Origin of the sequence: Actinomyces sp. ICM47, assembly GCF_000278725.1 — a bacterium.
GTDB lineage: Bacteria > Actinomycetota > Actinomycetes > Actinomycetales > Actinomycetaceae > Pauljensenia.
Genome location: NZ_ALCA01000127.1, coordinates 22,976 through 38,944 on the forward strand (window position 1 = coordinate 22,976; position 15,969 = coordinate 38,944).

Annotated in this window: 8 protein-coding genes and 1 tRNA gene; 8 read left to right on the plus strand and 1 reads right to left on the minus strand. The window is 64.5% G+C overall.

Annotated features, from left to right (window positions below; genetic code table 11):
* Positions 1-3: 3 nt before the first annotated feature.
* Positions 4-1,746, minus strand: a complete 1,743-nt coding sequence (locus HMPREF1136_RS09210; RefSeq protein ID WP_009649068.1) for a pyruvate dehydrogenase — start codon at positions 1,744-1,746, stop codon at positions 4-6.
* 140 nt (positions 1,747-1,886) lie between these two features.
* On the opposite strand from HMPREF1136_RS09210, the gene HMPREF1136_RS09215 reads away from it, so the two are divergent.
* From HMPREF1136_RS09215 to tuf, 8 genes are all read left to right on the plus strand, one after another.
* Positions 1,887-1,960 (plus strand) — tRNA-Ile (locus HMPREF1136_RS09215).
* A 146-nt stretch (positions 1,961-2,106) separates the two neighbouring features.
* Positions 2,107-2,298: a hypothetical protein gene (locus HMPREF1136_RS09220; RefSeq protein ID WP_009649103.1), complete on the plus strand. Its 192-nt coding sequence runs from the start codon at positions 2,107-2,109 to the stop codon at positions 2,296-2,298.
* Positions 2,299-2,695: 397 nt separating this feature from the next.
* On the plus strand, positions 2,696-6,172 hold the full coding sequence (gene rpoB, locus HMPREF1136_RS09225) for a DNA-directed RNA polymerase subunit beta (RefSeq protein WP_009649082.1): 3,477 nt from the start codon (positions 2,696-2,698) through the stop codon (positions 6,170-6,172).
* 15 nt (positions 6,173-6,187) lie between these two features.
* Complete coding sequence (locus tag HMPREF1136_RS09230) at positions 6,188-10,090, plus strand: DNA-directed RNA polymerase subunit beta' (protein WP_009649080.1); 3,903 nt, start codon at positions 6,188-6,190, stop codon at positions 10,088-10,090.
* A gap of 610 nt (positions 10,091-10,700) precedes the next feature.
* Positions 10,701-11,075 carry a 30S ribosomal protein S12 gene (gene rpsL / locus HMPREF1136_RS09235; protein WP_003790639.1) on the plus strand — a complete coding sequence of 125 codons (375 nt, stop codon included), beginning with the start codon at positions 10,701-10,703 and terminating at the stop codon, positions 11,073-11,075.
* Positions 11,075-11,545: a 30S ribosomal protein S7 gene (gene rpsG / locus HMPREF1136_RS09240; protein ID WP_003790637.1), complete on the plus strand. Its 471-nt coding sequence runs from the start codon at positions 11,075-11,077 to the stop codon at positions 11,543-11,545. Before rpsL ends, rpsG begins: the two co-directional genes overlap by 1 nt.
* An 80-nt stretch (positions 11,546-11,625) precedes the next feature.
* Positions 11,626-13,749, plus strand: a complete 2,124-nt coding sequence (fusA, locus tag HMPREF1136_RS09245) for an elongation factor G (protein WP_009649097.1) — start codon at positions 11,626-11,628, stop codon at positions 13,747-13,749.
* Between the two features lie 149 nt (positions 13,750-13,898).
* Entirely contained in the window at positions 13,899-15,086 is a 1,188-nt protein-coding gene (tuf, locus tag HMPREF1136_RS09250; protein ID WP_009649075.1) for an elongation factor Tu, read from the plus strand.
* The last annotated feature ends 883 nt before the right edge of the window (positions 15,087-15,969 follow it).

Sequence of the window (15,969 nt, forward strand, 5' to 3'; positions counted from 1 at the left end):
GGCCTACAGGCGCGGGATGTTGCGCATGTTGGAGGTCGCCATCGAGAAGGCTTCGGCGATGCCACGGTTGAGGACGATCTTGCTCATTGCGGTCGCAAAACCGACGACCTGGCCGCCCGTGATGGCCGGCGGGAGGGAGAGGGCGTTCGGGTCCGTGATGACCTCGACGAGGGCCGGGCCGGGCGCTGCGAAGGCCTCGCGGTACGCGGCCTCCAGGCGAGACGCATCCTCGACACGCTCCGCGTGGAAGCCAATTGCGCGAGCGATCTCCGCGTAATTCGTATCCGGGACATCCGTCTGGAAGTCCGGGAGGCCGTTGACCAGCATCTCCAGCTTCACCATGCCCAGCGTCGAGTTGTTGAAGACGACCACCTTGACGGGCAGGTTGTACATCGTCGCGGTGATCAGCTCGCCGAGCAGCATCGACAGGCCACCGTCACCCGATACCGACACGACTTGGCGATCCGGGTAGGCGACCTGGGCACCCAGGGCCATCGGCAGGGCGTTCGCCATCGAGCCGTGCAGGAGCGAACCGATGATGCGGCGCGTGCCGAGCGGATCGATGTAGCGGGCGGTCCACACGTTGCACATGCCCGTATCCGCCGTAACAATCGCGTCCTTCGCAGCCGTCTCGTTGAGCAGATGCGCGGCGTACTCGGGGTGGATCGGACGCATCTTCTCCACGTTGCGCGTGTAGGCGCCCACGGGAGCGTGCATGATCTCCGAGTGCTTCTTGATCTTGGCTTTCAGGAAAGAATCGGAGCGACCTGCGCGCAGGTGGGGGAGGAGCGCCTCAATGAAGGGCTTGACCTGAGCGTGAATCGCGAGGCCAACGTCCGTGCGGCGACCCAGCTTCTCCGCGTGCGTGTCCACCTGAATGGTCGGGGTATCGGGCAGGAACTGGTCGTAGGGGAAGTCGGTGCCCAGCAGAACCAACACATCGGCGTCGTTCATGCCCTCCGCGGCCGCACCGTAGCCCAGCAGGCCCGTCATGCCCACGTCGAAGGGGTTGTCGTACTGGATGAAGTGCTTGCCGCGCAGAGAGTGGCCGATCGGGGCCTTGAGCGCGTCGGCCAGGGCGATAACCTCGTCGTGGGCGCCCTCGACGCCCGCGCCGGCGAAGATCGCGACCTTGTCCGCCTTATTCAGGAGGGCTGCGGCCTCGTCGATATCCGCCGGGTTCGGGGCCAGCGTCGCCGGGCGCGCGGGCGCATAGGTGGGAACGTGCTCGACGGCCTTGAGGTCGGAGACGTCACCGGGCAGAGTGATGATCGACACGCCGCCCAGACCGACCGCGTGGCGGATCGCCGAGTTCACGGTGCGCGGCGACTGTGCCGCGGAGGAGATCAGCTCGTTGTAAACCGAGCACTCCTCGAAGATACGGTCCGGGTGCGTTTCCTGGAAATAGGTGGAGCCGATCTGGACGCTCGGGATGTGCGAGGCAATGGCCAGGACAGGCGCGCCCGTGCGGTTCGCGTCGTACAGACCGTTGATGAGGTGCAGGTTGCCCGGGCCGCATGAACCCGCGCACACGGCGAGTTTGCCAGTCAGCTGAGCCTCGGCCGAAGCAGCGAACGCCGCCGCCTCCTCGTGGCGGACGTGAATCCAGTCGATGCCGCCCTTCTTCGAGCCGCCGGTCTTGCGCACGGCGTCGACGATGGGGTTGAGCGAATCGCCGACAATGCCGTAGATCCGATGGACTCCCGCGTCGACGAGCTGGGCCACGATCTGTTCCGCGACGTTCATGCCATCTCCTTAAAATTATTGGCTGTGACCTTGTCAAATCACCATAGGCATGACTAAGGTCCTATGTCGCTGTGGCGTGACCGACGGATCAGGGAGGGTGTCGGTGGAAGAGCGGCGTCTTCCTCCGCTAAGATGGCCACGCCCCAATAGCTCAGTCGGTCAGAGCAGCGGACTCATAATCCGTGGGTCGTCGGTTCAAGCCCGACTTGGGGCACCGTTAGCCACAACTGGGAGCCGCACCCGCCGCACCTGACGGGCAAGTCGGCCACGGCCTCGTCGATGGCGCTGGCCTCGGATTGTGCCTTGCGGTTTTGTTGATCCCCGTATGGTGGATTGTGAGGTCGTTGAGCGGAGGACCGTATGAGCGACGAAATTCCCGATGGTTTCTATGACTTTGACGAGGTGGTGCGCGAAGCGCGCGCCACATACACGCCCGAGGAACTGGCGCGGGAGCGCGAGTTGGAGGAGCGCGCTGAGGAACAGCTTGAACGTGCTGAACTCGTCTACGCGATGCGCGCGGGCGCCCCTAGCAGCGTTGTTCATAAACCGTGAAACGATTGTCCAGCCTGTCTCGCGTGGTGGCGGCGCCTGTAGTCCGTCGTTAACATAGTGACCCGCGACCAATTGCAAGCGTAGTGATCGGTCGTCAGTCGCCCTGATGTCGGTCGTCGGTTCACGCCCGACTTGGGGCACCGCCAGCCACAACTGGGAGCCGCACCCGCCGCGCCTGACGGGCAAGCCGACCACGGCCTCGTCGTCGTGAATCCCTGCACATAACACACTCAGCCTTGACTCGCGATGGGAGTCACGGTAGGCTGAGTATTTGCGCCTTATCATGCCCGAGGTGACCCGTATCCAGCCGTCGTAACAGGCGCTTGACGGACCAGGACGCGTCAGATAATGGGTGATAAGGAAGCGTGCGCACCGTAACAGCAGGGAAGGACCCCCTTTGGCTGCCAACAGCACCGCCAAACAGCCCAGCCACCGCATTTCGTTCGCGAAGCTCCGTGAACCCCTCCAGGCCCCTAATCTGCTGGGCCTGCAGGTCGAGAGCTTCGACTGGCTGCTGGGCAACGACGCGTGGAAGGCCCGCGTCGAAGCCGCACAGGCATCCGGCCGAGGTGACGTCCCCGACGTCTCCGGCCTCGAAGAAATCTTCCACGAGATTTCCCCCATCGAGGACGTCGCAGGCACCATGAGCCTGTCGTTCCACGACCACCGCCTCGAATCCCCCAAGTACTCCATGGAGGAAGCCAAGGCGAAGGACTACACGTACTCGGCACCCATGTACGTGACCGCCGAGTTCATGAACTACGAGACCGGCGAAATCAAGTCTCAGACCGTGTTCATGGGCGACTTCCCGCTCATGACCCCCCGCGGTACCTTTATCATTAACGGCACCGAGCGTGTCGTCGTCTCTCAGCTCGTGCGTTCCCCCGGCGTGTACTTCGAGAAGCTCTCGGACCGCTCGACCGACAAGGAAACCTTCGGCGCGAAGATCATCCCCTCGCGCGGCGCATGGCTCGAGTTCGAGATCGACAAGCGCGACGCCGTCGGCGTGCGTATCGACCGCAAGCGTAAGCAGTCGGTCACCCACTTCCTCAAGGCCGTCGGCATGACCGAATCCGAGATTCGCGACACCTTCGCCGCCTACCCGGTCCTCCTCGAAACCCTCGAAAAGGACACGGTCGCCACGCAGGAAGAGGCCCTGCTCGACATCTACCGCAAGCTGCGCCCCGGCGAGCCCGCGAACGTCGACGCCGCCCAGACGCTGCTCAACAACTTCTACTTCGACTCTCGTCGCTACGACCTGGCAAAGGTCGGTCGCTACAAGATCAACAAGAAGCTGGCCATCGAAGCCGACCCCAAGGCATCGACCCTGTCCCTCGAGGACATCGTCGCCACCGTCAAGTACCTGCTCGCCCTCCACCAGGGCGACAAGACCTTCGCCGGCACCCGAAATGGCGAACCCGTCGAGGTCCGCGTCGAGGTCGACGACATCGACAACTTCGCGAACCGTCGCATCCGCGCCGTCGGCGAACTCATCCAGGGCCAGGTCCGCACCGGCCTCGCCCGCATGGAACGCACCGTGCGCGAGCGCATGACCACCCAGGAGACGGACTCGATCACGCCCCAGACGCTGATCAACATCCGCCCCGTCGTGGCCGCGATCAAGGAGTTCTTCGGAACCTCCCAGCTCTCGCAGTTCATGGACCAGAATAACCCGCTCGCCGGCCTGACCCACAAGCGCCGCCTGTCGGCCCTGGGCCCCGGCGGCCTGTCCCGCGACCGCGCGGGCATGGAAGTTCGAGACGTCCACCCCTCGCACTACGGCCGCATGTGCCCGATCGAGTCCCCTGAAGGCCCGAACATCGGCCTCATCGGCTCGCTCGCAACCTTCGCGCGCATCAACCCCTTCGGCTTCATCGAGACGCCCTACCGCGTCGTCGAAAACGGCCGCGTCACCGACGAAATCCGCTACCTCACCGCGGACGACGAGAAGGGGCACTTCATCGCCCAGGCCTCGTCGCCCCTCGAGGCCGACGGATCCTTCGCCGAGCACGACGTCCTGTGCCGTGTCGCCGGCGAAGACCCGACCCTCATCGCCCGCGATCGCGTCGACTACATGGACGTCTCCGCCCGCCAGATGGTGTCCGTTGCCGCGGCCTTCATTCCGTTCCTCGAGCACGACGACGCGAACCGAGCCCTCATGGGCGCGAACATGCAGCGTCAGGCCGTGCCGCTGCTCACCACGGAAGCCCCGCTGGTCGGCACCGGCATGGAGCTGCGCGCCGCGCACGACTCCGGCGAAATGATCCTCGCTGCCCACTCCGGCGTCGTCTCCGAGGTCTCTGCGGACCTGATCGTCGTCTCCACGGACGAGGGCGGCCGCGACTCCTACCGCCTCGAGAAGTTCGAGCGCTCCAACCCCGGTAACTGCACCAACCAGCGCGTTATCGTGGACGAGGGCGACCGCGTCGAGGCCGGCGACGTCCTGGCCGACGGCCCCGCCACCTCCAACGGCGAGATCGCGCTCGGCAAGAACCTGCTCGTCGCCTACATGTCGTGGGAAGGCCTCAACTACGAGGACGCCATCATCCTCAGCCGCCGCGTCGTGGAAGAGGACATCCTCACCTCGATCCACATCGAGGAGTACGAGGTCGACGCCCGCGAAACCAAGCTCGGTGAGGAAGAAATCACCCGCGACATCCCCAACGTCTCCGAGGAATCCCTCGCTGACCTGGACGAGCGCGGCATCATCCGCATCGGTGCCGAAGTCACCGCCGGCGACATCCTCGTCGGCAAGGTCACCCCGAAGGGTGAGACCGAGCTGACCTCCGAAGAGCGCCTGCTGCGCGCCATCTTCGGCGAGAAGGCCCGCGAGGTGCGTGACACCTCCCTGCGCGTCCCCCACGGCGAAGAGGGCATCGTCATCGGCGTCCGCGAGTTCAACGATGACGACGACGACCTCAACCCCGGCGTCCGCCAGACCGTGCGCGTCTACGTCGCCCAGCGACGCAAGATCACGATCGGCGACAAGATGGCCGGCCGCCACGGCAACAAGGGCGTCGTCTCCAAGATCCTCCCCGTCGAGGACATGCCCTTCCTCGCCGACGGCACCCCCGTCGACATCATCCTCAACCCGCTGGGCGTCCCCGGTCGAATGAACGTCGGCCAGGTGCTCGAGTACCACCTCGGGTGGCTTGCCCACCAGGGCTGGGATGCTTCGGCCGCTGTCGAGGCCGGCGAAGAGTGGGCGGCGCACCTGCCCGCTGACGGCATCAAGACCGGCCCGTGCACGCACGTGGCCACCCCCGTGTTCGACGGCCTCGAAGCCGACGAACTCGCCGGCCTGCTGCGCAACGTCAACCCGAACCGCGACGGCGACGTCCTCACCAACTACGAGGGCAAGGCACGCCTGTTCGACGGCCGCTCCGGTGAACCGTTCCCGTACCCGATCTCGGTGGGCTACACCTACATGCTCAAGCTCCACCACCTGGTCGACGACAAGATCCACGCCCGCTCCACGGGTCCGTACTCGATGATCACGCAGCAGCCGCTGGGCGGTAAGGCCCAGTTCGGCGGCCAGCGCTTCGGCGAGATGGAGGTGTGGGCCCTGGAAGCCTACGGTGCCGCCTACGCCCTCCAGGAGCTGCTGACCATCAAGTCCGACGACACCACCGGCCGAGTCAAGGTGTACGAGGCCATCGTCAAGGGCGAGGACATCCCCGAGCCCGGCATCCCCGAGTCCTTCCGAGTCCTCATCCAGGAAATGCGCTCGCTGTGCCTGAACGTCGAAGCCCTCGACGCGGCCGGCAACGTCATTGACCTGCGTGAGCAGGACGAAGACTTCAATGCGCGTGAGGACCTGGGCATCACCCTCGATGCTCGTCCGAACGCTGCGGCGACCATCGATGCGATCTGATAGGGAGAGATAACTTTGCTGGACGCCAAAACGTTCGACAGCCTGAAGATCACCCTGGCCACCGGCGACGATATTGCCGTCTGGAGCCACGGTGAAGTGAAGAAGCCGGAGACCATCAACTACCGTACGCTCAAGCCCGAGCGCGACGGCCTGTTTGGTGAGCAGATCTTCGGCCCCACCCGCGACTGGGAGTGCGCGTGTGGCAAGTACAAGCGCGTGCGCTACAAGGGCATCATCTGCGAGAAGTGCGGAGTTGAGGTCACTCGCTCCCGCGTCCGCCGTGAGCGCATGGGTCACATCGACCTCGCCGCCCCCGTCACGCACATCTGGTACTTCAAGGGTGTTCCCTCGCGCCTGGGCTACGTGCTCAACCTCGCGCCCAAGGACCTCGAGAAGGTCATCTACTTCGCTGCCTACATGATCACCGAGGTCGACGAAAAGGGTCGCCACGAGGATCTGGCTGAACTGCGCGCCGAACTCGAAGTGCAGAAGAAGCAGATGGAGAACAACCGCGACGCCACGATCAACGACTTCGCGGAGCAGCTCGAGTCCGACATCGCTGCCCTTGAACGCGACGGTGCCTCGCAGGCGGAGCGCGAGCGCGCACGCAAGCAGGGCGAGCGCGAGATGGCTAAGATCCGTCGCCGCTTCGACGGCGATATCGACGGCCTCGAGGCCGTGTGGGAGCGCTTCAAGGACCTCAAGGTCGGCGACCTCGAGGGCGACGAGCGCCTCTACCGCGCCATGGTGGCCCGCTACGGCACCTACTTCAAGGGTGACATGGGCGCGTCCGCCATCCAGAAGCGCCTGGAGACCTTCGACCTGGTGGCCGAGGTGGCCGCCCTGCGTCAGACCATCTCCTCCGACTCCGGCCCGCGCAAGGCCCGCGCCATCAAGCGCCTGAAGGTCATCAACGCCTTCGTCGCCACCGGCAACTCGCCGGCCTCGATGGTGCTGACCAAGATCCCCGTGATCCCGCCGGATCTGCGCCCCATGGTTCAGCTGGACGGCGGCCGCTTTGCGACCTCCGACCTCAACGACCTGTACCGTCGCGTCATCAACCGCAACACTCGACTCAAGCGTCTGCTCGAGCTGGGTGCCCCCGAGATCATCGTCAACAACGAGAAGCGCATGCTTCAGGAGTCCGTTGACGCCCTCTTCGACAACGGTCGCCGTGGTCGCCCCGTCGCGGGTCCGGGCAACCGTCCGCTGAAGTCGATCTCGGACATGCTCAAGGGCAAGCAGGGTCGTTTCCGTCAGAACCTGCTCGGCAAGCGCGTCGACTACTCGGGTCGTTCCGTTATCGTCGTCGGCCCGCAGCTGCAGCTGCACCAGTGCGGTCTGCCCAAGCAGATGGCCCTGGAGCTGTTCAAGCCCTTCGTCATGAAGCGCCTGGTTGAGAAGAACTACGCGCAGAACGTCAAGGCCGCCAAGCGCAAGGTCGAGCGCCAGCGCCCCGAGGTGTGGGACGTCCTCGACGACGTCATCCGCGAGCACCCCGTGCTGCTCAACCGTGCACCTACGCTCCACCGCCTCGGCATCCAGGCGTTCGAGCCCCAGCTGATTGAGGGTAAGGCCATCCAGCTGCACCCCCTGGCCTGTGGCGCGTTCAACGCCGACTTCGACGGCGACCAGATGGCTGTCCACCTGCCGCTGGGCGCTGAGGCGCAGGCCGAGGCCCGCATCCTCATGCTGTCGACGAACAACATCCTCAAGCCCTCCGACGGTCGCCCCGTTGCCATGCCGTCGCAGGACATGATTATTGGTCTGTTCCACCTGACCTCGAACCCCGACCCGTCGATCCCGGTCGAGACGGACGAAGACGGCAACCCTGTCGTCCCGTACTTCTCCAGCCAGGCGGAGGCCCAGATGGCGTTCGACGCCGGCAACCTGGACCTGAACGCGACCGCGCGCATCCGCTTCGCCGACGGCACCGTGCCCCCCGAGGGCTGGGAAGCCCCCGAGGGTTGGGAGAGCGGCGACGAGCTGATCCTCGAGACCAGCCTCGGCCGTGCGATCTTCAACGAACTGCTGCCCACCGACTACCCGTTCGTCAACGAGGTCGTCGGCAAGAAGCAGCTCGGCAACATCGTGAACACGCTGACGCAGCGCTACCCGAACGTGCTCGTCGCGGACTGCCTCGACGCCCTGAAGTCGGCCGGCTTCCACTGGTCGACCTGGTCGGGCATCACGATTGCGTTCTCCGACATTCAGGCGTCCCCGCGCAAGCGCGAGATCCTGGCCCGTTACGAGGCCAAGGCCGCCGAGATCGTCGAACAGTTCGAGACGGGTATCATCCTCGAGGAGACCCGCTACGAGGAACTCGTGAAGCTGTGGCTGCAGTGCACCGAAGAGGTCGCCGAGGACATGCGCGCGAACTTCTCCGAGCGCAACACCGTGTACCGCATGGTGAACTCGGGCGCCCGTGGTAACTGGTCGCAGGTTCAGCAGATCGCCGGTATGCGTGGCCTCGTGTCCGACCCGAAGCAGAAGCTGATCGAGCAGCCCATTAAGGCAAACTACCGCGAGGGCCTCACCGTTCTCGAATACTTCATCGCCACGCACGGTGCCCGTAAGGGCCTGGTCGATACGGCTCTGCGTACCGCCGAGTCGGGCTACCTGACCCGTCGTCTCGTCGACGTCTCCCAGGACGTCATCGTCCGCGAGGCCGACTGTGGCACCCGCGCCGGCCTGAAGATCGACATCGCGAAGAAGAACGAGTTCGGTGAGTGGGAGGCGTCCGACACCATCGAGACGACCGCCTACGCCCGTAACCTCGCCCGCGACGCCGTGAACGAGGCCGGAGAGGTCGTCATGCCCGCGGGCACCGACCTCGGTGACGATCAGCTCGCCGAGCTGGTTGCCGCCGGCGTCTCGCAGATCGTGTGCCGTTCCGTCCTCACCTGTGAGTCCCAGGTCGGCACCTGCGCGAAGTGCTACGGTCGCTCGCTGGCCACCGGCAAGCAGGTCGACATCGGCGAGGCGGTCGGCATTATCGCCGCCCAGTCGATTGGCGAACCCGGCACGCAGCTGACGATGCGTACGTTCCACACCGGTGGTGCCGCCTCCGCTGCGGACATCACGCAGGGTCTGCCCCGTGTTCAGGAGCTTTTCGAGGCGCGCAGCCCGAAGGTCGAAGCCAAGATGAACGAGGCAGCCGGCCGCGTCCACATCGACGACGAGGATCCCAGTGCTCGTAAGGTGATCATCACCCGCGACGATGGCAAGGAAGACCTGGTCATCGAGGTGTCGCGTCGCCAGAAGCTCCTCGTGTCCGAGGGCCAGCACATCGCCGCCGGCACCCCGCTGACCGAGGGCCAGCTGGACCCCAAGGAAATCCTGCGCATCATGGGCCGTAACGTGGCCCAGAAGATGCTCGTGGACGAGGTCCAGAAGGTGTACCGCGACCAGGGCGTGGGCATCCACGCCAAGCACATCGAGGTCATCGTCCGTCAGATGCTGCGCCGCGTCACCATCCTGGAGCCCGGCGACACCACGTTCATGCCCGGCGAGCTCGTCGACCGCATGGCGTACCTGACGCAGAACCGCCGCGTCGCGTCCGAGGGCGGCCAGCCCGCTTCCGGCCGCCAGATGCTGATGGGTATCACCAAGGCGTCGCTGGCCACGGATTCGTGGCTGAGTGCCGCGTCCTTCCAGGAGACCACCAAGGTCCTGACCGAGGCCGCCATGAACGGCAAGTCGGACTCCCTGGTGGGCCTCAAGGAGAACGTCATCCTCGGTAAGCTCATCCCGGCTGGCACCGGTCTGTCGCGCTACAACGACGTTATCGTCGAGCCGACGGCTGAGGCCATGGCGAACTCGAACTACACCGAGGCCGACTTCGGTGACGGCTCCGTGTCCGAGGACTTCCTCGACGCGCTGGGTGCCATCGACTTCGGCATGAACTTCCGCGAGTAGTCCGGTTTCGTGACCGCTTGGGGCCCCGGCCTCGTCCGTACACACGTGACGAGGCCGGGGTCCTGTGCGTGGGCACAGCGGCGGGTGCACGGCAGGGGAGGGGCTGGTGGGTGGTAGTCAAGTCCCGGGTTGTGTGGAGGCTTGTTGAGGTCGTTTCATGGGGTTGTCGGCACAGGATGACAGCAAATGCGTGGAAACACTGGCGAGAGGGAACCGTCAGCAGTGCAGATGCGAAATCTCGGCACCGCAGGGATCGTTGCGGATAACAGGAAACCTCAGCACTACGCATGGGAGACGAGCCCCGGAAACCAGCCCCGACCTCGTCGATGAGGGACGAAACACAAGGCGCACCCTTTGACGCCCGACGAGGTTCCCCGCTATCCTTGAGGGTGGTTCCCGCCTCTGTGGAACCTCTGTGCCCGGGAAACCGGGAGCGGGCTCCGTCCGTCGGAGCTCCGGGCGTCATCCTCTGACCCGCGTGGTTATCATGGCGCACCGGCCCCTGCGGACACGTGTGCCCACACGGGGGTTTACGGTCGCGGAAGACTGACAATCAGGGCAGCCCCTCGACGTGAGGGGAGGCCGCCGACGGAAAGAAACTGGAGACCCAGTGCCTACCATTCAGCAGCTCGTCCGCAAGGGACGTGTCTCGAAGCGCGCGAAGGTGAAGACCCCCGCGCTGAAGGGCTCCCCCCAGCGTCGCGGCGTGTGCACCCGCGTGTACACCACCACGCCGAAGAAGCCGAACTCGGCTCTGCGAAAGGTCGCTCGTGTGCGCCTTTCGTCCGGCATCGAAGTCACCGCGTACATCCCCGGTGAGGGCCACAACCTGCAGGAGCACTCGATCGTGCTCGTGCGCGGTGGTCGTGTGAAGGACCTGCCCGGCGTGCGTTACCGCATCGTCCGCGGTTCGCTGGACACCCAGGGTGTCCGCGGCCGTCAGCAGGCCCGTTCCCGTTACGGCGCGAAGAAGGAGAAGAAGTAATGCCTCGTAAGGGCCCCGCTCCCCGCCGCCCCCTCGTCGATGACCCGGTCTACGGCTCCAAGGTCGTGACCCAGCTGGTCAACCGCGTCCTCCTCGACGGCAAGAAGACCGTCGCCGAGCGCATCGTCTACGGCGCACTTGAGACCGTTCGCGAGCGCACTGAGCAGGAGCCCGTCTCCGTGCTCAAGCGCGCCCTCGAGAACATCCGCCCGGCCCTCGAGGTCCGCTCCCGCCGCGTCGGCGGCGCGACCTACCAGGTCCCCGTCGAGGTTCGCCCCGCGCGCGCCACGACTCTCGCCCTGCGCTGGCTGGTCGACTTCTCGCGTCAGCGTCGCGAGAAGACCATGACCGAGCGTCTCGCCAACGAGATCCTCGACGCCTCCAACGGCCTCGGTGCCGCTGTGAAGCGCCGTGAGGACATGCACAAGATGGCTGAGTCCAACCGCGCGTTCGCGCACTACCGCTGGTGATGTAAAGACGAGGCCTGGGCAACCGGGCCTCGTCTCACGCAGCAATAACACCTATCACTTCGAACGAAGGAACCACACTCGTGGCACTAGAGGTGCTGACGGATCTCAACAAGGTCCGCAACATTGGCATCATGGCTCACATCGATGCCGGCAAGACGACCGTGACGGAACGCATCCTGTTCTACACGGGCATCAACTACAAGATCGGCGAGACGCACGACGGTGCCTCGACGACCGACTGGATGGAACAGGAAAAGGAACGCGGCATCACGATTACGTCCGCCGCAGTCACCTCTTTCTGGAACGGTAACCAGATCAACATTATTGACACCCCCGGTCACGTTGACTTCACCGTTGAGGTTGAGCGCTCGCTGCGCGTCCTCGACGGCGCTGTCGCCGTGTTCGACGGCAAGGAGGGCGTTGAGCCCCAGTCCGAGACCGTGTGGCGTCAGGCCGACAAGTACGACGTCCCGCGTATCTGCTTCATCAACAAGATGGACAAGATGGGTGCCGACTTCTACTTCTCGGTTGGCACGATTAAGGATCGTCTCCACGCGACCCCGATCGTCATGCAGCTCCCGATGGGCGCCGAGAACGACTTCGTTGGCAACATCGACCTGCTGACCATGGAGGCGCTGACCTACCCGGCCAAGGATGACAAGGGCAACGACACGCTCGGCTCCCTCGTTGTGCGCGGCCCCATCCCGGAGGAGTACCAGGAGCAGGCCGAGGAGTACCGTGAGGCCCTCGTCGAGGCCGCCGCTGAGGGCTCCGACGAGCTGACCGAGGCCTACCTGGAGAACGGCGACCTGACGCTCGAGCAGATCAAGGAAGGTATCCGCCTCCTGACCATCTCCTCGCGCGCCTTCCCCGTGTACTGTGGTACCGCTCTGCGCAACATGGGCGTGCAGCCCGTCCTCGACGCCGTCGTGGACTTCCTGCCCTCCCCGCTCGACATCGGCGACGTTCGCGGCTTCCTCCCCGGCTCTGAGACCGAGGAAGAGACCGAGGTTCGTAAGCCCGACGAGAAGGAACCCTTCTCCGCTCTGGCCTTCAAGATCGCCGCGCACCCCTTCTACGGCAAGCTCACCTTCATCCGCGTGTACTCCGGCAAGGTTGAGTCCGGTTCCCAGGTCCTCAACTCGACCAAGGGTAAGAAGGAGCGCATCGGCAAGATCTTCCAGATGCACTCCAACAAGGAGAACCCCGTCGACGTGGCGCACGCTGGCCACATCTACGCGGTCATCGGCCTGAAGGACACGACCACGGGTGACACGCTTGCCGCTATCGACAAGCCGATCGTCCTCGAGTCGATGACCTTCCCCGCCCCCGTTATCCAGGTCGCCGTCGAGCCTAAGTCGAAGGCTGACCAGGAGAAGATGGGCGTTGCCATCCAGAAGCTCGCGGAAGAAGATCCGACGTTCACCGTCGAGCTCGATCCCGAGACCGGCCAGACCATCATCGGTGGTATGGGTGAGCTGCACCTCGACATCATCGTCGACCGTATGCGTCGCGAGTTCAAGGTCGAGGCCAACGTGGGTAACCCGATGGTTGCCTACCGTGAGACCATCCGCAAGGCGGTCGAGAAGTACGAGTACACGCACAAGAAGCAGACCGGTGGTTCCGGTCAGTTCGCGCGTGTCATCATCGCCCTTGAACCCCTCCCGGCCGACTCCGAGGAAGAGTACATGTTCGAGGACAAGGTCACCGGTGGCCGCGTCCCGCGCGAGTACATCCCCTCGGTCGATGCGGGCATCAAGGACGCCATGCAGTCCGGCGTTCTCGCCGGCTACCCGATGGTTGACATCAAGGCCACGCTGCTTGATGGCGCTTACCACGAGGTTGACTCCTCCGAAATGGCGTTCAAGGTTGCTGGCTCGATGGCGCTGAAGGAAGCCGCCAAGAAGGCGAACCCCGTCCTCCTCGAGCCGATCATGGCTGTCGAGGTCCGTACTCCCGAGGAGTACATGGGCGACGTCATCGGCGACCTGAACTCCCGTCGTGGCCAGATCTCCTCGATGGATGAGCAGCACGGCGTCCGCGTCGTCAAGGCTCAGGTGCCGCTGTCCGAGATGTTCGGATACGTGGGCGACCTGCGTTCCAAGACGCAGGGCCGCGCTGTCTACTCCATGGAGTTCGACAGCTACGCCGAGGTTCCGCGCGCCGTCGCGGATGAGATCGTCGGCAAGTCTCGGGGCAACTGAGTCCCACCGGGGGTTCGTGGGGGCAGGGTGACCTGCCCCTGCGAGCCGCCTCACACACAAGTAAACCCAGTAGGTCTCAAGCCCTAGGGGTGTTAAGCTGACACCTAGCCGTAGGCTGAGAATATCTACCCGAGTCCAGGAGGACACAAGTGGCGAAGGCCAAGTTTGAGCGCACCAAGCCGCACGTCAACATCGGCACGATTGGTCACGTTGACCACGGCAAGACGACGCTGACGGCAGCTATCACGAAGGTGCTGCACGACAAGTACCCCGATCTGAACGAGTACACCCCCTTCGATCAGGTCGACAACGCTCCCGAGGAGCGCGATCGTGGTATCACGATCAACGTCTCCCACGTCGAGTACCAGACCGAGGCGCGTCACTACGCTCACGTTGACGCCCCCGGCCACGCCGACTACGTCAAGAACATGATCACCGGCGCTGCCCAGATGGACGGCGCGATCCTCGTGGTCGCCGCCACCGACGGCCCCATGGCCCAGACCCGCGAGCACGTTCTGCTCGCCCGTCAGGTCGGCGTTCCCACCATCCTCATCGCCCTCAACAAGTCCGACATGGTCGACGACGAGGAAATGATGGAACTGGTCGAGGAAGAGTGCCGCGACCTGCTCGAGTCCCAGGACTTCGATCGCGACGCCCCGATCATCCAGGTCTCCGCTCTGAAGGCCCTCGAGGGCGACCCGGAGTGGGTTGCCAAGGTCGAGGAGCTCATGGACGCGGTGGATTCCTACATCCCCACCCCCGAGCGTGACATGGACAAGCCCTTCCTCATGCCGATCGAGGACGTCTTCACGATCACCGGTCGTGGCACCGTCGTCACCGGTCGTGTTGAGCGTGGCAAGCTGCCCATCAACTCCGAGGTCGAGATCCTCGGTATCCGTGAGCCCCAGAAGACCACGGTTACCGGCATCGAGATGTTCCACAAGTCCATGGACGAGGCCTGGGCTGGCGAGAACTGTGGTCTGCTGCTCCGTGGCACCAAGCGCGACGAGGTCGAGCGCGGCCAGGTTGTGGCCCGCCCCGGCTCCATCACGCCCCACACCGAGTTCGAGGGCCAGGTCTACATCCTCAAGAAGGAAGAGGGCGGCCGCCACAACCCCTTCTTCTCGAACTACCGTCCGCAGTTCTACTTCCGTACCACGGACGTGACCGGCGTCATCACCCTCCCCGAGGGCACCGACATGGTCATGCCTGGCGACACCACCGAGATCTCCGTTGAGCTGATCCAGCCCATCGCCATGGAGCCCGGCCTCGGTTTCGCTATCCGTGAGGGTGGCCGCACCGTTGGTTCCGGTCGTGTCACCAAGATCATCAAGTGAATCGTCCTCTGAGTTTGTCTCAGATCTGATTCGCTGCTGATCCAGCGGCATTGAGGGTCCCACCTCCGCGAGGAGGTGGGACCCTTCGCTATGCCAGCGCGGGTGGGTGCCTCGTACCTATGGTGTCGGGGTACGGGTACGAGGCCGGGGTGTGGGTACGAGGCCGGGGTGCGTGGCGCGCGGGAGGCCAGCGCAGCCACGGCCTCGTGGCGGATTGCCTTGCGTCGGGGTTATTGGACACGACGTGTTGCTGGGGTGTTGATTTTTCGGCTTTGTTGCGCGGAAAAATCGGTGTTTTAGGTGTCGCGTGTACCTCGCTTCTGTGAATGTTGAAGCGCCGTGGGCGTGCGGCTGCCCAATGATTCGTGGAGCATCCGCGTGTGATAGCTACTCCAACGTGTCCTGCGTGTGAACCAGCTGACCCGTATGGGGGCCGCCTGTTGCGCACGTTAACCCGCTGTTCCGTACGTGGGCGTGGTTGCCCAGGCTCGGAATAGCGGGCCCACGTGCGGATGAGAAGGCCCAGGCTCGGAATAGCAGGCCCACGTGCGGATGAGAAGGACACGCCAGGGAACGCAAGGCGCGAACCTCAGCGACATGGCACGTCCTATAGCCCTCGCGTCGTGTGGTCGTCGAGTCGAGCCGTCTACGGGGGAATGGGTAGCCAGTGGCGGAGGGCGGGGGAGTGGGCGTGAGGATGGTGCATTCGCGCACACTACTCCTTGTCACCGCAGGCCATAACGCTGATTTTCGTGACGCTGTGACGCATCCCCAGTTGCGACACGCCCGAGTGCGGGGTACGGTAGTTTCTTGGTGACGGTCAAGGCTGTATCTGCGGATTTGATCGTCGCGTGCGCCACTCTGTCGGTGGTTTCACATGCGA